Below are 17,636 nucleotides of genomic sequence, written 5' to 3' on the forward strand. Positions count from 1 at the left end.
GATCCCAACCCGGGTAGCTCGTACGAGCTATCCGCGTCGCGTGTCCCCCTGTTGCTGTCGTACTCCATGTGGTTAGTCTGGCGGCTAGTTGGCTCATACGGGGAGCCACCGAACAAGAGGGGGGAAGCAATGAGCTTCTTGGACAAGGCGAAGGATCTCATCGGGCAGGGCGTCGACAAGGTCGGTGCCGACAAGGTCGGCGAGGGCCTGGACAAGGCCGGCGAGTTCGCCGACGAGAAGACCGGTGGCAAGTTCAGCGACCAGATCGACCAGGGCGTCGAGACCGCGAAGAACGAGGCGGAGAAGCTGGACGGCAACTGAGCCCACCCACGCATCGAGGCGGGGAGCAATCCATACCGGGTTGCTCCCCGCCTCGCGTTTCGCGGGCATTACACCCCGTCGACATTTTGCGTGGCTTTTTCCGAAACACTGTTACGGAGCTGTTGCCATCGGTGCCGTCACATGGAACGGTCGAGAGCGTCTCATTCGCGTGTCTCACCGAATGGGGCAGCCGGGGGGCGGACGTGCGATGCATGTTCCGAAGCCGGTCCGAACACAACTACTCGGAAGTGTGGACCAATATGTCTGAGAACTACGGCAACAGCGACGAGCAGCAGAACTACGGCCAGGAGGGCGGCTTCGGCGGCCAGGAGTCCAACGAGGGCTCCTCCTACGGCGGGCAGTCCGACGAGGGCGGCTTCGGCGGCCAGGAGGGCGGCCAGAGCGAAGGCGGCTCCTACGGCGAGCAGTCCGACGAGGGCAGCTCCTACGGCGGCGGCGAGCAGTCCGAGGGCTCGAGCGAGGGTGGCTACGGCGGCCAGGAGCAGTCCGAGGGCTCCTCCTACGGCTCCGAGGGTGGCCAGAGCGAGGGCGGTTCGTACGGCGAGCAGTCCAGCGAGGGCGGCTTCGGCGGCGGCCAGGAGCAGTCCGAGGGCTCCTCCTACGGCTCCGACGAGGGCTCCAGCGAGGGTGGCTTCGGCGGCGAGCAGGAGCAGTCGCAGTTCTGATCCAGCTCTGCTGATCGCACAAGGATCGAGCGCCGGGCCCGCGAGGGACCCGGCGCTCGGCGCTTTGTACGGAGATCGTCGAGCAGCGATCAGGCGCGGTACGCCACCCACCCGTCGATCATGCGCTGCACCTGTCCCGGCGTGAACTCGTCCATGCACGCGTCCTCGGTGTAGTCCATGAAGTTGTGGATCGGGTCGAGGCCCGGGGCCGTGCAGGTGTCGGAACCCTCCGGGCAGCCGAAGGCGGGCGCCGCCTCGGCCGGGGTGTCGGCGACCTGGTCGCCCTTGCCGCGACAGCCACCCTGGAAGGTGTGGTAGAGGTGCAGCCAGTGGCCGACCTCGTGGGTGGCGGTGTCGCCCTCGTCGTACGGCGCCGCGTCACCGCCCGGGAGCGACTCGCCGAGGATGACCACACCGTCCTGCGACCCGATGTTCTTGGTCGGGAAGGTCGCCCACCCGAGCAGGCCGTCGTCGATCTCGCCGATGTAGACGTTGAGCGCGTTGTCGCCGCCCTGGCGCAGCGTCGACTTCATCTCCCGCTCCCCGGCCGAGCCGGAGATGATCGGGTACCAGGCCGGGTTGATCGTGGTCTCCTGGCCGGCCACCTGGAACGAGAACGGCGTGCCGGCGTACGCCGCGTTGAGCACGTCGATCTGCGCGTCGATGTTCGCCTGCGGGACGACACCGGTGGTGGCGTCCTCCTGGATGACGTGGATGTAGGTCGGGATGGTCGTCGGGCCGAGGTTGGCGCTGCCGCCCTTCTTCCCATGCGCGGCCAGCGCGCTGGAGAGCGCCTTCTCCTTGGCGTCGGCCTGCTTCGCGCTCAGATGGTTCGTGTCGCGGACCTGCTTGGTGCCTTCGGCGACACGAGCCGCTCCGACCTCGTGCGGGTCGAAGCAGGCGCCGCCTCCTGCCTCCGCCTGCATCGCAGTCGCGGGAGCCGCGGCCGCCAGACCTGATGCCACGAGCACTCCGAGCGCGCCCATCGCCGCTGCTCTGCCGGCCAGCTTGGGAATCGACATGGGTATCCCTTCCTGAGACAAGTTGCCTCAGGCTAGGGCAGAAATACCCCAAGGGGAACCGCTCTACGGAGAATTTGCTGTTGGGGCGGCGGAACGCCGAACGATCAGCCGCAGGCCGGTGCGGCCGGCAGCGGAGCGGGCACGCCGACCGACGGCATACCCAGTCCCACCGAACGCCCCTCGGGCTCGGTCCGGCCCTGGCGCGCCTCCCAGGCGTCGCCGGAACGGGTGCGACGCACCTCGAGCACCGGGTTGTCGGCCACCAGGTGGTGCGGAGCCGCGTAGGTGATCTCGACCTTCACCATGTCGCCGGGACGTACGCCCTCGGCACCGGCCACGTTGAAGTGCACCAGTCGGTTGTCAGGAGCACGACCGGAGAGGCGGTGGGTCTCGGCGTCCTTGCGGCCCTCTCCCTCGGCGACCATCAGCTCGAGCGTACGTCCGACGTTCTTCTTGTTCTCCTCGTAGGCGATCTCGTTGACGAGGTCGACGAGCCGGCCGTAGCGGTCCTTGACGACCTCGGGCGAGATCTGGTCGGGGAGGTCGGCGGCAGGGGTGCCGGGGCGCTTGGAGTACTGGAAGGTGAAGGCGCTCGCGAACCGCGACTCGCGCACCACGTCGAGGGTGGCCTGGAAGTCCTCCTCGGTCTCGCCGGGGAAGCCGACGATGATGTCGGTGGTGATCGCCGCGTGCGGGATCGCCGCGCGGACGCGCTCGATGATGCCGAGGAACTTGGTCGACCGGTAGGAGCGCCGCATCGCCTTCAGCACACGGTCGGAGCCGGACTGCAGCGGCATGTGCAGCGAGGGCATCACGTTGGGGGTCTCGGCCATCGCCTCGATGACGTCGTCGGTGAACTCGGCGGGGTGCGGCGACGTGAACCGGACGCGCTCCAGCCCCTCGATCTCGCCACAGGCCCGCAGCAGCTTCGAGAAGGCCTGCCGGTCGCCGAACTCCACGCCGTAGGCGTTGACGTTCTGGCCCAGCAGCGTCACCTCGGTGACACCCTCGGCGACCAGCGCCTCGATCTCGGCGAGGATCTCGCCCGGTCGCCGGTCCTTCTCCTTGCCCCTCAGCGAGGGCACGATGCAGAAGGTGCAGGTGTTGTTGCAGCCGACGCTGACCGACACCCAGGCGGCGTAGGCCGACTCGCGCTTGGTCGGCAGCGTGGACGGGAAGACCTCGAGGGACTCCAGGATCTCGACCTGGGCCTCCTCCTGCACCCGGGCGCGCTCGAGCAGCACCGGGAGCGAGCCGATGTTGTGCGTCCCGAACACCACGTCGACGTACGGCGCCTTCTCGGTGATCGTCGCCCGGTCCTTCTGCGCGAGGCAGCCGCCGACGGCGATCTGGAGGTCGGGGTTGGCCTCCTTGATCGGGGCCAGGTGGGAGAGGTTGCCGTAGAGCTTGTTGTCGGCGTTCTCCCGGACCGCGCAGGTGTTGAAGACGACCACGTCGGCCTGCGTGCCCGCGCTCGCCTTGAGGTAGCCCGCATCCTCGAGCAGCCCGGAGAGGCGCTCGGAGTCGTGGACGTTCATCTGGCACCCGTAGGTGCGGACTTCGTAGGTGCGCACCGCCGAAGCGGAGCCAGAGGCGATCGACGTAGTCATAGCGCCTTCAAGCGTACGACCGCAGGGGCCGCGCGGAGGAATCCAGCGCGGACGGCGGTGGCGGCCCGGCGTACTGAATCTTGTTGGTTATCTGCTTGTAACCGATACCGGGGACCAAGTCATGGATGTGCAATGCAGGATGTGGTTAGGTCTGCGGCATGACCGTGCTTGACACAGATCCCACCAGCGCACCTTCGGGAGACGCCCTGGTGGTGCTCGACCATGTCGACAAGCACTACGGCGACCTGCACGTGCTCCAGGACATCAACCTGGAGATCAAGCGTGGCGAGGTCGTCGTGGTGATCGGGCCCTCGGGCTCCGGGAAGTCGACCCTCTGCCGCACGATCAACCGGCTGGAGACGATCGATTCGGGCACGATCACGCTCGACGGCAAGGAGCTCCCCGCGGAGGGCAAGGGCCTGGCCAAGCTGCGCGCCGAGGTCGGGATGGTCTTCCAGAGCTTCAACCTCTTCGCCCACAAGACGATCCTGCAGAACGTCACGCTCGGCCCGATGAAGGTGCGCAAGCTCAAGAAGGCCGACGCCGAGGCCGAGGCGAAGAAGCTGCTCGACCGCGTGGGCGTCGGCGCCCAGGCCGCGAAGTATCCGGCGCAGCTCTCCGGAGGCCAGCAGCAGCGCGTCGCGATCGCCCGGGCGCTGGCGATGAAGCCGCAGGTGATGCTCTTCGACGAGCCGACCTCCGCCCTCGACCCGGAGATGGTCAAGGAGGTGCTCGACGTCATGGTCAGCCTCGCCAAGGAGGGCATGACGATGATCGTGGTCACCCACGAGATGGGCTTCGCCCGCGTCGCCGCCGACCGCGTCGTCTTCATGGCCGACGGCCAGATCGTCGAGTCGAACACCCCTGCCGAGTTCTTCGACAACCCGCAGTCCGAGCGCGCCAAGGACTTCCTCGGCAAGATCCTCAAACACTGAACGTACGTCTCGGGTGAGCCGCTGAGCTCGCGAACCCTGCAATGCACCAACACTCATATCCCAGAAGGTGGATTCGATGAAGTTCAAGAAGATCGCCGCGGTCGTGGGCGCCCTTGCGCTCGCCGGCTCGCTCGCTGCCTGTGGCGGCAGCGACGACACCGGCTCCGACGCCGGCGGCGACAAGATCAAGATCGGCATCAAGTTCGACCAGCCGGGTCTCGGCTTCAAGGAGGCCGACGGCTCCTACTCGGGCTTCGACGTCGACATGGCGACCTACATCGCCGAGGGCCTCGGCTACGAGGGCGACCAGATCGAGTTCGTCGAGGCCGTCTCCGCCAACCGCGAGACCTTCCTCAAGGACGGCACCGTCGACATGATCCTGGCGACCTACTCGATCACCGACGAGCGCAAGGCCGAGGTCGACTTCGCCGGTCCGTACTACATCGCCGGTCAGGACCTCCTGGTCGCCGCCGACAACACCGACATCACCGGCCCCGACACGCTCGACGGCAAGAAGCTCTGCTCGGTGACCGGCTCGACCTCGGCCCAGAAGGTCAAGGACGAGTACGCCAAGGGCGTCCAGCTGCAGGAGTTCGACACCTACAGCAAGTGCGTCACCGCGATCGAGGGCGGCCAGCTCGACGCGATGACCACCGACGACATCATCCTCGCGGGCTACGCCCAGCAGGACCCGGGCAAGTTCAAGATCGTCGGCGCCCCGTTCTCGGAGGAGAACTACGGCGTCGGTCTGCCCAAGGGCAGCAAGGACCGCGACAAGATCAACGACCTGATCGAGCAGTCCTTCGAGGACGGCGCCTGGGAGAAGGCGTTCAACGACAACCTCGGTGAGTCCGGCTACGAGCTGCCGGAGCCGCCGGCGGTCGACCGCTACTGAGTGACCCACGGGGCAGGGGAGTCCGCTCCCCTGCCCCGTCGGCACGTCCAGCGCAAGAAATTTGGAAGGACCAATGGACCTCATCTCCGAGAGCGGGTCAGTCATCCTGACCTCGTTCGGGCTGACCTTGAGACTCGCCATCTTCAGCGGCATCTTCTCGCTGCTGCTCGGCGTGGTGCTCGCAACGTTCCGGGTCTCACCGGTTCCCGTGCTGCGCTGGATCGGCTCGGCCGTCGTCTACACGTTCCGCAACACTCCGCTGACCCTGGTCATGTTCTTCACGCTCTTCGGACTGAGCTACCAGCTCGGCGTCAGCTTCGACAAGGAACTGCTCTACCGGAACAACTTCTGGCTGGCAGTCCTGGCGCTCAGCGTCTACACCTCGACGTTCGTGTGTGAGGTGCTCCGTTCAGGCATCAACACGGTGCCGCTCGGACAGGCCGAGGCGGCCCGTGCGATCGGGCTGACCTTCACCCAGAACCTCCGCCTGATCGTGCTGCCCCAGGCGCTGCGGTCGGTGATCAACCCGCTCGCGAGCGTCCTGATCGCGATGACCAAGAACACGACGGTCGCCGTCACCATCGGCGTCACCACCGCCACCATGGTCAACGAGGCCTCGGGGCAGATGAAGTCGCTGATGGAGCGCAACTCCGACCAGATCCTGCTGATCTTCATCATCTTCGCGGTCGGCTTCATGATCCTGACCCTGCCCATCGGCTTCGTCGCCGGCTGGGCCGCCAAGCGATTCGCGGTGATCCGATAATGAGCGCCTCAGTTCTGTACGACACCCCCGGCCCGCGCGGCAAGGCGCTCAACTGGGTCTACTCGGCCTTCGCCCTCGTGGTCCTGGCCTGGGTGGCCTGGATCGTCTACTCCAAGTTCGACGAGACCGGCCAGTGGGCCGCCGACAAGTGGAAGCCATTCCTCGAGGCGCCGGTCTGGGAGAACTTCCTCATCCCCGGTCTCCTGGGCACGCTGAGCGCCTTCGCGGCCGGTGCCGTGCTCGCGCTCGCGTTCGGGTTCGTCTTCGCAGTCGGCCGCCTCTCGCAGAGCCGGCTCATCAGCGTCCCCAGTGCCGTGGTCGTGGAGTTCTTCCGGGCGATCCCGATGCTGCTGCTGATGATGTTCATCTACTTCGCCCAGAGCGGCATGCTCGGCCTCGAGACCAGCGTCTTCTGGGCGGTCGTCCTCGGTCTCATGCTCTACAACGGCTCGGTGCTGGCCGAGGTGATCCGGGCCGGCGTGAACGCCCTGCCGAAGGGGCAGTCGGAGGCCGGTGTCGCGATCGGGCTCTCGCCCGGCCAGGTGATGCGTACGATCCTGCTGCCGCAGGCCGTGCGCTCGATGCTGCCGGCGATCATCGCTCAGCTCGTGGTGCTCCTCAAGGACACCGCGCTCGGCTACATCCTCGCCTACGACGAGCTGCTCAACCAGATCAACAAGATCGAGGGCAACTACGACAACCTGATCCCCGCGGCGATCGTCGTGGCGCTGATCTACATCTCGATCAACACGATCCTCGGTCTCGTGGCCAACTTCGTCGAAGCCCGTACGCGGCGAGTCGCTCACACCGCCGGCCCCGTCGGCACCGCAGAGGACCCGGACGTGCAGACCGCGACGGCGGCCGGAATGCCGGGTGGCGCCGCCTGACGCGGTCATGGACAGACGCAACGGCCCGCTGCCCCTCGGGGCAGCGGGCCGTTGCGTACCTGCTGCTACTTCTTCTTCGGGGTCACCCAGAGGTTGATGGTGCCCTCGATGACGACAGTGCCGTCCTCCCGGATGCCCTTGACGCGGACGGCGAGGTCGCCGTCGGCGGTCTCCCAGTCCTCCTGGTCGGTCTCCGCGATGCAGGTGATGTCGGAGGTCGCCTTCGCGGTGTAGGAGACGGTCATCCCCTTGGGGATCCAGCGCTTGTCGCGCGGGATGGTGACCTCCGCAAGGGCACCCATCGCCATCTCGAGACCGTTGCACAGCGCGATGGCGTGAACGGTCCCGATGTGGTTGTGGTTGCCCTTGCGGTTGGGCACGATGACCTCGGCGTAGTTGGGCCGCAGCTGGTTGACCAGCGGGTGGATGGACCCGAAGTACGGCGCCTTCTTCGCGAATGCGACCGAGAATGCTCGCTTGCCCACAACCGGCACGCGGTTGAAGGACTTCCAGAGGTCGTAGAGCTGGCTCATGGCGGTCAGGTTACCCGAGGGTAACCCCCTCCCCTCTCCTGGCCCGAGATCAGGAGAGGGAGAGGAAGACCTTCTCGAGCTCCTCGATCTGCTCCGGGCGGTCTCCGTCGGCGTGCGCACGGCGCAGCTCGTTGGAGAGCAGCGCGAAGGCTGCCTTGTCGAGGGCGCGGGTCACTGCCTTGAGCTGGCCGACCACATCGGCGAGCTCGCGGCCGTCTTCGATCATGCGGAGCACGCCACCGAGCTGGCCCTGAGCCCGGCGGACTCGATTGACCACGCTCGTCGTCTCCGCGTCCCGAGGCTGGGGGACGGTCACGTCGTCAGTCAAAGTCTTGCCTTCCATCGTTTCTGGCATCGTTCCTGGCATCGTTGTTGTATCCCCCGGGGGACAACGGTCCAGACCAGTTGGCGTTACGGTTCTTTTTGCTTGATTCCAGTTTTCGCCTACATGGACCAGAAGTTCGTGCTAAACGGCGGTCGGCCACACGATCTCGACGCGGTTGCCGAAGGGATCACGGACGTGGAAGCGCTGGAACCCGTCGGCGTTGTGGCGCTGGCTCCAGTCGACGTCGAAGCCCAGCTGCGCGAGCTTCGCCCCCAGCGCCTCCAGCTCTGCCTCGGTCTCGACGGCCAGGGCGGGATGAGCCTTCACCGGCGGCCGGTGCGGATCCTCGACCCCGAGATGGATCTCCGCGCCGCCCGGCGATCGGAACCAGGCGCCCCCTCGCTTGGCCAGCTCGGCCGGCTTCGGCACCTCGGTCAGCCCGAGCCCGTCGGCGTAGAACGTCCTGGCCTCGTCCTCGCGGTCGGCGGGCATGCCGACCTGTACGTGGTGGATGCGCATCATGCCGCCAGCCTGCGGGCGACCACGAAGACGCGGCGGAACGGGAGCAGGACGAAACTGTTTCCTACGGAATCATTTCGTACGGGATAGGCCTGTGCCAGACGGTTCTTGAGCTCCTCGGCGAACGGCTCGAAGAGCCCGGCCTTCTCCAGCGCGGCCGCGGTGGGCCGCAGGCTCGTTCCGGCGATCCAGGTGAAGACCGGATCCTCACCGGTCAGCACGTGCAGGTAGGTCGTCTCCCAGGCATCGACCGCGAAGCCCTCGTTCACGAGCACGTCGTAGTAGTCGGCCGGATCGTGCGACCCGGGCGCCTCGAGGTGGCCGGCATGCTCGGCGTACGGCTCCTCCGCCGCCAGTTCCTCGCGGAGCCGGTGACTGGGCTCGTCGAAGTTGCCCGGGACCTGGAAGGCGAACCAGCCGTCGTCGCTCACGGCACGGGCGAGCGCCGGCAACAGCTCCAGGTGGCCGGGAACCCACTGCAGAGTCGCGTTGGAGAGGAGTACGTCGACAGACCCCGGCGCCGCCGAGTCGGCCCAGTCGCGAAGGTCCGCCACCGCGAAGTCGACACCGTCGACGGTCGAGCGCGCCTTGTCGATCATCGCAGAGCTGGAGTCCAGGCCGACGACCCTCGCTCCCGGCCAGCGTCCCGCCGCCAGGGCGGTCAGGTTGCCAGGACCGCAGCCCAGGTCGACCACCGACTTCGGCTGGTCCGCGGCGACCCGGCGGAGCAGGTCACCGAAGGGGCGGCCTCGCTCATCGGAGTAGGTCAGATAGCGCTCGGGATCCCATGCGGTCATGGCGTACGTCCTCTCAATTTCTCTTGATGTCAAGATATTCCGATCGTCCTCCCGACTTGTCTCGATGTCAAGATTCTCGATGAGGCGAACTTGGGCTACGCTCGACGCCATGCGCGACGAAGTCGACGACCTGAGCGAGGCTTGGGCACACGAGCGGCCCGATCTCGACCTGGGCCCTGTGGAGATCTTCTCTCGTCTCTCCCGCCTCTCGCGCCACCTCGACCTCGCTCGACGTGACGCGTTCTCCGGATCCGGGATCGAGTCCTGGGAGTTCGACGTGCTCGCCGCGCTGCGGCGTGCCGGCGACCCCTACGAGCTCTCCCCCGGCCGGCTGCTGCGCGAGACCCTGGTGACCAGCGGGACCATGACCAACCGCGTCGACCGGCTCGCCTCGCGCGGCCTGGTCGAGCGGCTGCCGGACCCGGCGGACCGCCGCGGCGTGCTCGTGCGCCTCACCCCCGACGGCAAGGCGACCGTCGACAGCGCCTTCGAAGCCCTGCTCGCAGCCGAGCGGGAGTTCCTCGACGGCCTCTCCGCCGACCAGCAGAGCCAGCTCACCGATCTGCTGCGCCGGCTGCTGGTCCCCTTCTCGTCCTGACCAAGGCCGCGAGCCGCCGACCAGCACTCCCCGAAGGGGCTACTCAAGCACCTCGGCCGCCTCGAGCCACTCCAGCTCGAGGTCGTCCTTCTCGGCGGCGAGCTGGTCCAGCTCGGCGCTGAGCTCGGCGAGGCGGGCGTAGTCGTTGACGGCCTCGGCCATCGCGAGCTCGAGCTTCTGCTGCTGCTCGCCGATCCGCTCGAGCTGCTTGTCGATCCGAGCGATGACCTTCTTCGCGGCTCGCTCCTCGGCCGAGCCGGGCTTCGCTTTCGCCGCGCCCGCCGGTGACGTCTCGGCCGACGCGAGCGACGCCTCGGCCTGCGGGGCCGACGCCTCGGCAGGGATCGGGAGGCGGCGCTCGAGATACTCGTCGACACCGCGCGGCAGCATCGAGATCTGGCCGTCGCCCAGGAGCGCCCAGATGGAGTCGGTGACGCGCTCGAGGAAGTAGCGGTCGTGGGAGACCACGATCAGGGTGCCGGGCCAGGCGTCGAGGAAGTCCTCGAGCACGTTGAGCGTCTCGATGTCGAGGTCGTTGGTGGGCTCGTCGAGCAGCAGGACGTTCGGCTCGGTCAGGAGCAGACGCAGCAGCTGGAAGCGGCGGCGCTCACCACCGGAGAGGTCGCCGATGCGGGTGACCAGCTTGTCGCCGGTGAAGCCGAAGCGCTCGAGCATCGAGGTCGCCGAGAGCTCCTGGCCGTCGGTCGTCTTCGTGACCCGCCTGATCGACTCCACCGTCGGCAGCACCCGGGCCTCGGGGTCGAGGTCGTCGAGCTGCTGGGTCAGGTGCTGGAGCGCGATGGTGCGGCCGTGGCGTACCTTCCCCGCCGCAGGCGCCAGGGACCCGTCCAACAGGGAGAGCATCGAGGTCTTGCCGGCGCCGTTGACGCCGACGATGCCGATCCGGTCGCCCGGACCGATCCGCCAGGTGGCGTGCGACAGCAGCTGCCGCTCACCGCGGTAGAGGTCGACGTCCTCGACGTCGATGACGTCCTTGCCGAGCCGCTGCGTGGCGAACTTCTGCAGCTCGAAGCGGTCGCGCGGCGGAGGTACGTCCTCGATGAGCTGGTTGGCGGCGTCGATGCGGAACTTCGGCTTGGACGTACGCGCCGGGGCGCCGCGGCGCAGCCAGGCCAGCTCCTTGCGGACCAGGTTCTGGCGGCGTACCTCGGAGGCCGCCGCCTGGCGCTGCCTCTCGGCCTTCGCCAGCACGAAGGCGGCATAGCCACCCTCGTAGGCGTCGACCTGGCCGTCGTGGACCTCCCAGGTGAACTGGCACACGGCGTCGAGGAACCAGCGGTCGTGGGTGACCACGACGAGTGCGGAGGTGCGCGCGGCCAGGTGGGAGGCGAGCCAGGCCACGGCCTCGACGTCGAGGTGGTTGGTGGGCTCGTCGAGCACGATCAGGTCGTGCTCCCCGAGCAGCAGCTCGGCCAGCGCACAGCGACGACGCTCGCCACCGGACAGCCCCATCACCGCCCGGTCGAGATCGATCCCGGCCAGCAGCTGCTCGACGATCTCGCGCAGCGCGGGTACCCCGGCCCACTCGTGGTCCGAGCGGCCACCGAGCACCGCCTCGCGGACGGTGTGGGAGTCGACGAGCTGGTCACCCTGGTGCAGAAACCCCACGAGCAGGCCACGCTGGCGCGAGACCCGGCCGGAGTCGGGCTCCTCCAGACCGGTCATCACCTGCAGCAGCGTCGTCTTCCCGTCACCGTTGCGGCCGACGATGCCGACCCGGTCGCCGGCGTTGATGCCGAGGGAGACGTCGTCGAGGAGGGGCCGGATGCCGTAGGCCTTGGAGACGTGCTCGAGGTTGAGGAGGTTCGCCATATCGCCTCCCATTGTCCCCGAGGGCGGTGAGGCGGCCTGCATCGCGGCGGCCATCCAGTGGCACACCGAGCGGACGAAGAGCCCCTGACCTGCCTAGACTGCGTGCAATGGTCGAGAAGACGCTCCGCGAGCACACCCACGGCTCGCGTCAGATGATCCTCGAAGCAGCGCTCCGCCTGGCGGCCGAGCGCGGCTATGTCGGCACGACGATGGCGCTGGTCCGGCGCGCGACCGGCCTCCCGCCGTCCTCCCTCTACTGGCACTTCCCCAACAAGGATCAGCTTCTCGCCGACGCGCTCGAGCACGGCTACACCCGCTGGCACCGGGCCGTGCCCCGATGGGAGGAGACGCCCAGGAAGGGCGACCTGCGCGAAGGGCTGCTGGCCAACCTGCGGCGTACGACCTCGGACACCCGCGACGCCAACGCCGACTGGTGGCGGATGGGCCTGATGCTCGCCCTCGAGTCCGGACCGACGGTCGGCGACGGCCCCCGTCAGCGCTTCCTCCAGATCCGCACGCAGACGCTGGCCGGCTTCGAGCTGTGGTGGTCCGGGGCGGTCGACCTTCCGCCCGCCCACATCGAGACCCTCGCGCGGCTGACCCTCGCCGCCCACGACGGCCTCTTCATCCACGTCCAGACCGATGCGTACGCCGCGCTCGACCCGCTCCGGCAGCGGCTCGCCGACGGACTGGCCGAGGTCGCGGACCACCTTCGGAAGCAGGACCCCGCGGCCGTCCCGGAGGACGTGGACCTGCCGCCGGCGACCTTCGAGGGCAGGAGCAGCAGCCGCGAGAAGCTCGTCGCGGCCGCGCTGGAGGTCGCTGCGGAGAGCGGCTACGAGGGCGCCTCGATCAGCCGGATCTGCGCCGCGGCGAAGCTGCCGGCCTCCTCGGTCTACTGGCACTTCGCGAACAAGGACGACCTGTTCTCGGCCGCGGTGGACGACTCCTACCGCGCCTGGAGCAGCGCCCAGTCCTCGTGGCTGCCGCCGAGCGCCGACTGCGACTGGTCGACCGAGCTCCCCCGGATGCTGAAGCCGCTGGTGGCCAGCCTCCGCCGGCTGCCGCCGTTCCTGCGGATCGGCCTGATGCTGGTGCTTCCCAAACGCCCCGAGCCGCTGCCCGGTCGCGACCGTTTCCTCGCCGTACGCCTCCAGTCGCGCGCCGACTTCGCCGGCTGGTTCCGCGGAGCCCTCGGCGACGACGCGGCGGAGCATGCCGAGGAGATGGCCTCGCTAGTGCTCGTGATCGCAGACGGACTCCTCTTCGCCGAGGCGCTCGACAGCGCCGACATGCCACCGGCCACGACCTCGGACCTGCTGGCGCGACTGGTCACGGCAACGCCGATTCATGCACAGATGAGCCACTGAGCTACTACCGTAGACCCACAGAGGGTTTACGAGGCTAACGGTCGAAAACGCATCGAAATGGGTGCTGTGTCATCTATTTCCGCAGGTCAGGAATGAGATTTATCCAACATTTCCGCCACAACCTCCGGAACGATCGTTACAGTGACTGCTGTCACAGAGAGTCGGGGCCACCAGATCCCCCCATCGCGGTGTGTCTTCGACTCAGTAAAGGAGATCCCCCCATGAGCGTCTCTGCTATCCCCACCCTGGCTAGTCAGCACGACCATGAAGGCGCCCCGAGGACGACCTCCTCGGCGACCCCGTCTGCGACGAAGGCCCTCCAGATCCTGGAGGCATTTCTCGGAGCCGGCCCGAAGCTCGGTGTCAGCGAGATCGCACGCACCGCGGGCCTACCCAAGTCGACCGCCTTCCGCCTCCTGCGTCACCTCGAGCAGAGCGGATACGTGGAGCGCACCGGCCGGCACTACGTGCTCGGACGTCGCCTCTTCGAGCTCGGCAACGCGGTGCAGATCTGCCGCCCGCAGGGCATCCGCGAGACGGCGATGCCGCATCTGGCCGAGCTCTACGTGGCCACCGGCAAGACCGTCCACCTCGCCATCCTCGAGGGCACCGACATCGTCATCCTGGAGAAGATCACCGGACGCGGTGGCATCCAGCCTGATACGTACGTCGGCGGGCGAGCGCCCGCAGCCTGCTCCGCCCTCGGCAAGGCGATCCTCTCCTTCAGCGACCGCAACCACATCGCGGCCGTGCTGGAGTCGGGCCTGGTGAGGCGCACCCGCCACTCGCACGGCGACCCGGCGAAGTTCCTCGCCGAGCTCCGCCGCGCCAACAGCGAGCGCATCGCCTTCGACCGCGAGGAGGCCCAGCTCGGCATCGTCTGCGCCGCGGTCCCGATCATGATCGAAGGCCGTGCGATCGCTGCCGTCTCCGTCTCCGGCAGCGCCGCCGGGTTCAACGCCGCCAGCATCACCCGACACCTGCGCCGCGCCGCCGCCGCGATCTCCGACGAGGTCGTCTCCAGCGCCGCCTGACCTCGGCCGAGGCGTCACGTACGTCGGCCGAGGCGTCGGCTAGGTCGGTCGAGGCGTCATGCGCTGACGTCTCGACCTGCCTACCTGACGTCTCGGCCGACGCGGCTGACGTCTCGGCAGGGTCGGGTCAATAGGTGACCACGTGGGCGCCGGCGACCGGGCCCGGGGCGGTCCAGACGCGGTCGTAGTCCTTGGCCTGCATCGCTCCGGCGACCTCGCGGGCATGGGCGGCGTCGCGGCAGAGCAACAGGATGGTCGGGCCGGAACCGGAGAGCTGGACGGCCAGTGCGCCGGCCTCCTCGCCGTCGGCGAAGGTATGGGCGAGGTCGGGACGCAGCGCGAGCGCCGGGGCCTGCAGGTCGTTGGTGAGCGCCTCGGCGAGGAGGTCGGGGTCGCCCTTCTCCAGCGCCATGAGCAGGCGCTCGGGCACCTGCGGGTCGCCGATCTCGGTACCGGCGTGCTCGTCGAACGCGCGGTAGACCGACGGCGTCGAGAGCCCCTGCTCGTTGCCGACCGCGACCCACCACCAGGCGCCGTTGTCGGTGACCGGCTCGACGATCTCGCCGCGGCCACCGCCGACGGCGGTCGCGCCGATGAGCGCGAATGGTACGTCGGAGCCCAGCTGCCCGGCCAGAGCCAGCAGATCCTCGTCGGAGGTCTCCAGCGACCACAGGCGGTCGAGGGCGACGAGCGTCGCGGCGGCGTCGGCCGAACCGCCGGCGAGGCCGCCGGCGACCGGGATGCCCTTGTGGATCTCGATCCTCGCCGCCTTGTCGACGCCATGGTGGGCGGTGAGAGCCTTGCCGGCCCGCACGACGATGTTGTCGTCGCCGGTCGGGACCTCCCCGAGCGCGATGTGGTCCTCAGCGGTGACCGCGACCTGCCACTCGTCGGCCTCGCTCACGGTGACGTCGTCATAGAGCCCGATCGCGTGGTAGACGGTCGCCAGCGGGTGGTACCCGTCCTCGCGGACAGGGCCCACGCCGAGGTGCAGGTTGAACTTCGCGGCCGCACGGACGGTGATCGTCATGAGGGAACCTTCTGGAGCGATTCGGTGATGCGTACGAAGTCCGCGATGGTCAGCGACTCCCCACGCGCCAGCGGGTCGATGCCGGCCGCGACGAGCGCCTTCTCGGCCGCGTCGGCGGAGCCGGCCAGCGGCTTGAGTACGCCGCGCAGCGCCTTGCGACGCTGCGCGAACGCGGCGTCGACGACCGCGAAGACCTCTTCGCGGGAGACCGCCGTCGACGGCGGCTCGCGGTGGCTCCAGTAGACGAGACCGGAGTCGACGTTGGGGGCCGGCCAGAAGACGTTGCGGCCGATCGCTCCGGCGCGGCGTACGTCGGCGTACCAGGCAGCCTTGACGGACGGGACGCCGTAGACCTTGGAGCCGGGCTTGGCGGCCAGCCGGTCGGCGACCTCGGCCTGCACCATGACCAGCCCGTGGCGCAACGACGGCAGCAGGGACATCAGGTGCAGCAGGACCGGGACCGAGACGTTGTAGGGCAGGTTGGCGACCAAGGCCGTGGGCGGCGGGCCGGGGACGGAGTCGACGCGGAGGGCGTCGGCGCGGATCAGGCTGAAGGCGTCGGCCTGGTCAGGGGCGTACTCCTCGATGGTCCGCGGCAGCCGCTCGGCCAGGACCTCGTCGATCTCGATCGCGGTGACCTTCGCGCCCGTCTCGAGGATGGCGAGGGTGAGCGACCCCAGGCCGGGGCCGACCTCCACGACGACATCGGAGGCGTCGACGCCGGACTCGCGCACGATCCGGCGCACGGTGTTGGCGTCGATGACGAAGTTCTGACCGCGCTGCTTGGTCGGGCGCAGATCGAGCTCGGATGCGAGCGACCGCACCTCCGCCGGGCCCAACAGGCGCGGCGGGGTGCGGTCGGTCATGGGTACAGACTATGGCCCGAAGGCCGAAACAGCCCTACTGCGGCAGACCGAGCTGCTGCGAGCAGTGCGGCCAGGAGCCGTAGCCACCGTTGGCGTCGCGGACCTTCGTCGCGATCGCGATCTGGGCCTCACGGCTGTTCTCGTGCGGGTAGCCCGAGCCGCCGTAGGCCTGCCAGGTCTGCAGGTTGAACTGCAGACCGCCGTAGTAGCCGTTGCCGGTGTTGGTCGCCCAGTTGCCACCGGACTCGCACTGCGCGAGCTGGTCCCAGACGGTGCTGCCACCGGCGAAGTTGGCCGCCGGGGCCTCCTTCTCCTTGGTGCCGACCTTGACGATGCGCGGCTCGGCCTCCTCGATCACGTTCTGCTCGAGGACCTTCTTGGAGACGGCCCGGCCGTTCTTGTAGAAGACGCGGTAGGTCACCGAACGGAGACCGTCGGAGCCTTCCTCGACGACCTCGGTCTCGCCCTCGTACATCGACGAGTCCTCGCGCTCCTCGACCGGCGCCTCGACCTTCTCGCGGGCGACCTTCTGGATCTTGGCGGAGAAGTCGGTGAAGACGATCTTCTGACCGGTCTTCAGGGCCTTGTCGGAGGCCGGGGAGACCTTGTCCCGGCGTTCGAGCTCGACACCGAGGTCCTCGAGCGCGTCGCCGACGGTCAGCGCGGTCACGCTGACCTTCGTGGTCTTCTTCCCGGCCAGCGCGACCGTGACGGTCTTCGGCGTGATGACGTCGAGCGACATCCCGTCGCGGCCGATGTAGGCACCGCGGCTGGTCGAGAGCTCGGCCCGGTCGTAGTCACGGCCGAGCTCGGCGAGAGCCCCGCCCACGGTCGTGGCGGTCACCCAGTGGTCCTGGGACTTGCCGTCGACCTCGAGGCTCAGCTGCCGGGCATAGCGGACGCTGATGGCGCTGCCGTCCTCGACCTCGGTGTCGACCGACGGGGCGACGGCGTCACGGTCGCCGATCTCGATGCCTTGCGCCTCGAGGACCTCTCCGACGGTGTCGGCGTGGACGCTGACGTCCTTGGCCTTGCCGTCGACCGAGAGGATGACGTCGGTCTGGGAGGACTTGACCCCGTATGCGGTGCCGCCTGCGGCGACGACTGCGGCGGCGAGTCCGCCGACCAACAGGGCCTTACGGCGACGGGTGGATGCGATGTTACGAACCCATGAGGTGGTGCTGCTGACGGGCACAATGCTCCGATGTTCGTGCTCCCCGGGCACGGGCGCACGGTGTTGCGAGATCTGGTGATCTACGCGCTGAGGCCCACCCCCAACACCGTCCGGATCTATCCCGACCCCGGCTTTCTCGCCGGACAGCGGAACAAATGCGGGCGGTCAAATGCAAGTCCTGTGCCCGCTCCGCAGGCAATATCAAGCATGCAATCTTGGCATCAAATGAGTGCCAGAGCGCCCTGTCAATACCTGTCGTAGCGAATGACAGCCGTGCGATTCATCACGTCGAAATCGCAGGTCAAGCGGGCTGATCACGGTCGCTGTCGTAATCCCGCCACGAAATATCGGGCCCACTGGCCAATAGGCGACAAATCCTTTACAGGTAACTCCGTTGCTTGGTGTTGTACTCCGAAGCCATCTCTGTCGTGATGGCCC

19 protein-coding genes are annotated in these 17,636 nt (G+C 68.2%); 9 read left to right on the plus strand and 10 right to left on the minus strand.

Annotation, left to right across the window (positions count from 1 at the left end):
* Positions 1-129: 129 nt before the first annotated feature.
* Positions 130-321, plus strand: a complete 192-nt coding sequence (locus HD557_RS23030; RefSeq protein ID WP_040756889.1) for an antitoxin — start codon at positions 130-132, stop codon at positions 319-321.
* Positions 322-581: 260 nt separating this feature from the next.
* Complete coding sequence (locus HD557_RS23035; protein ID WP_196875600.1) at positions 582-1,007, plus strand: hypothetical protein; 426 nt, start codon at positions 582-584, stop codon at positions 1,005-1,007.
* Between the two features lie 89 nt (positions 1,008-1,096).
* Here the strand turns inward: HD557_RS23035 and HD557_RS23040 are convergent, their stop codons facing one another.
* Both HD557_RS23040 and miaB read right to left on the minus strand, forming a co-directional pair.
* The gene (locus HD557_RS23040) at positions 1,097-2,029 is read right to left on the minus strand and encodes a zinc metalloprotease (protein ID WP_196875601.1); all 933 of its coding nucleotides are present in this window, start codon (positions 2,027-2,029) and stop codon (positions 1,097-1,099) included.
* Positions 2,030-2,133: 104 nt separating this feature from the next.
* Positions 2,134-3,639 carry a tRNA (N6-isopentenyl adenosine(37)-C2)-methylthiotransferase MiaB gene (miaB, locus tag HD557_RS23045; protein WP_196875602.1) on the minus strand — a complete coding sequence of 502 codons (1,506 nt, stop codon included), beginning with the start codon at positions 3,637-3,639 and terminating at the stop codon, positions 2,134-2,136.
* 158 nt (positions 3,640-3,797) lie between these two features.
* Between miaB and HD557_RS23050 the strand changes: the two genes are divergently transcribed.
* The 4 genes from HD557_RS23050 (at position 3,798) to HD557_RS23065 (ending at position 7,119) form a co-directional block, all read left to right on the plus strand.
* Positions 3,798-4,574, plus strand: coding sequence for an amino acid ABC transporter ATP-binding protein (locus tag HD557_RS23050; RefSeq protein WP_374221690.1), 777 nt, complete (start codon positions 3,798-3,800; stop codon positions 4,572-4,574).
* A gap of 76 nt (positions 4,575-4,650) precedes the next feature.
* A complete protein-coding gene (locus HD557_RS23055) occupies positions 4,651-5,469 on the plus strand; it encodes a glutamate ABC transporter substrate-binding protein (RefSeq protein WP_008362584.1) in 819 nt (272 codons plus the stop codon).
* A gap of 73 nt (positions 5,470-5,542) precedes the next feature.
* A complete protein-coding gene (locus HD557_RS23060; RefSeq protein WP_008362586.1) occupies positions 5,543-6,232 on the plus strand; it encodes an amino acid ABC transporter permease in 690 nt (229 codons plus the stop codon).
* Positions 6,232-7,119, plus strand: a complete 888-nt coding sequence (locus HD557_RS23065; RefSeq protein WP_196875603.1) for an amino acid ABC transporter permease — start codon at positions 6,232-6,234, stop codon at positions 7,117-7,119. Before HD557_RS23060 ends, HD557_RS23065 begins: the two co-directional genes overlap by 1 nt.
* A 65-nt stretch (positions 7,120-7,184) precedes the next feature.
* On the opposite strand, the gene HD557_RS23070 is transcribed toward HD557_RS23065, so the two are convergent.
* The 4 genes from HD557_RS23070 to HD557_RS23085 all read right to left on the minus strand — a co-directional run bounded on the left by HD557_RS23070 (position 7,185) and on the right by HD557_RS23085 (position 9,293).
* A complete protein-coding gene (locus HD557_RS23070; RefSeq protein ID WP_008362589.1) occupies positions 7,185-7,652 on the minus strand; it encodes a hotdog fold domain-containing protein in 468 nt (155 codons plus the stop codon).
* A 49-nt stretch (positions 7,653-7,701) separates the two neighbouring features.
* Positions 7,702-7,968, minus strand: coding sequence for a metal-sensitive transcriptional regulator (locus tag HD557_RS23075; protein WP_008362591.1), 267 nt, complete (start codon positions 7,966-7,968; stop codon positions 7,702-7,704).
* Between the two features lie 150 nt (positions 7,969-8,118).
* The gene (locus HD557_RS23080) at positions 8,119-8,499 is read right to left on the minus strand and encodes a VOC family protein (protein ID WP_196875604.1); all 381 of its coding nucleotides are present in this window, start codon (positions 8,497-8,499) and stop codon (positions 8,119-8,121) included.
* Entirely contained in the window at positions 8,496-9,293 is a 798-nt protein-coding gene (locus tag HD557_RS23085) for a methyltransferase domain-containing protein (RefSeq protein WP_196875605.1), read from the minus strand. Before HD557_RS23085 ends, HD557_RS23080 begins: the two co-directional genes overlap by 4 nt.
* Positions 9,294-9,402: 109 nt before the next feature.
* On the opposite strand from HD557_RS23085, the gene HD557_RS23090 reads away from it, so the two are divergent.
* Positions 9,403-9,891 carry a MarR family winged helix-turn-helix transcriptional regulator gene (locus HD557_RS23090; protein ID WP_008362597.1) on the plus strand — a complete coding sequence of 163 codons (489 nt, stop codon included), beginning with the start codon at positions 9,403-9,405 and terminating at the stop codon, positions 9,889-9,891.
* Positions 9,892-9,930: 39 nt separating this feature from the next.
* Here the strand turns inward: HD557_RS23090 and HD557_RS23095 are convergent, their stop codons facing one another.
* A complete protein-coding gene (locus HD557_RS23095) occupies positions 9,931-11,724 on the minus strand; it encodes an ABC-F family ATP-binding cassette domain-containing protein (RefSeq protein WP_196875606.1) in 1,794 nt (597 codons plus the stop codon).
* Positions 11,725-11,831: 107 nt separating this feature from the next.
* On the opposite strand from HD557_RS23095, the gene HD557_RS23100 reads away from it, so the two are divergent.
* Together HD557_RS23100 and HD557_RS23105 are read left to right on the plus strand one after the other, a co-directional pair.
* The gene (locus HD557_RS23100; protein ID WP_196875607.1) at positions 11,832-13,094 is read left to right on the plus strand and encodes a TetR/AcrR family transcriptional regulator; all 1,263 of its coding nucleotides are present in this window, start codon (positions 11,832-11,834) and stop codon (positions 13,092-13,094) included.
* A 221-nt stretch (positions 13,095-13,315) separates the two neighbouring features.
* On the plus strand, positions 13,316-14,128 hold the full coding sequence (locus HD557_RS23105; protein WP_008362600.1) for an IclR family transcriptional regulator: 813 nt from the start codon (positions 13,316-13,318) through the stop codon (positions 14,126-14,128).
* 127 nt (positions 14,129-14,255) lie between these two features.
* Here HD557_RS23105 and HD557_RS23110 read toward each other — a convergent pair whose 3' ends face one another.
* Genes HD557_RS23110 through HD557_RS23120 form a run of 3 tightly spaced genes read right to left on the minus strand, consistent with a single transcriptional unit; the run spans position 14,256 to position 17,153 of the window.
* The gene (locus HD557_RS23110; RefSeq protein ID WP_196875608.1) at positions 14,256-15,158 is read right to left on the minus strand and encodes a 4-(cytidine 5'-diphospho)-2-C-methyl-D-erythritol kinase; all 903 of its coding nucleotides are present in this window, start codon (positions 15,156-15,158) and stop codon (positions 14,256-14,258) included.
* A complete protein-coding gene (gene rsmA / locus HD557_RS23115) occupies positions 15,155-16,024 on the minus strand; it encodes a 16S rRNA (adenine(1518)-N(6)/adenine(1519)-N(6))-dimethyltransferase RsmA (protein WP_196875609.1) in 870 nt (289 codons plus the stop codon). Before rsmA ends, HD557_RS23110 begins: the two co-directional genes overlap by 4 nt.
* A gap of 34 nt (positions 16,025-16,058) precedes the next feature.
* Complete coding sequence (locus tag HD557_RS23120; RefSeq protein ID WP_269210660.1) at positions 16,059-17,153, minus strand: resuscitation-promoting factor; 1,095 nt, start codon at positions 17,151-17,153, stop codon at positions 16,059-16,061.
* Between the last annotated feature and the right edge of the window lie 483 nt (positions 17,154-17,636).

Origin of the sequence: Nocardioides luteus, from assembly GCF_015752315.1 — a bacterium.
GTDB lineage: Bacteria > Actinomycetota > Actinomycetes > Propionibacteriales > Nocardioidaceae > Nocardioides.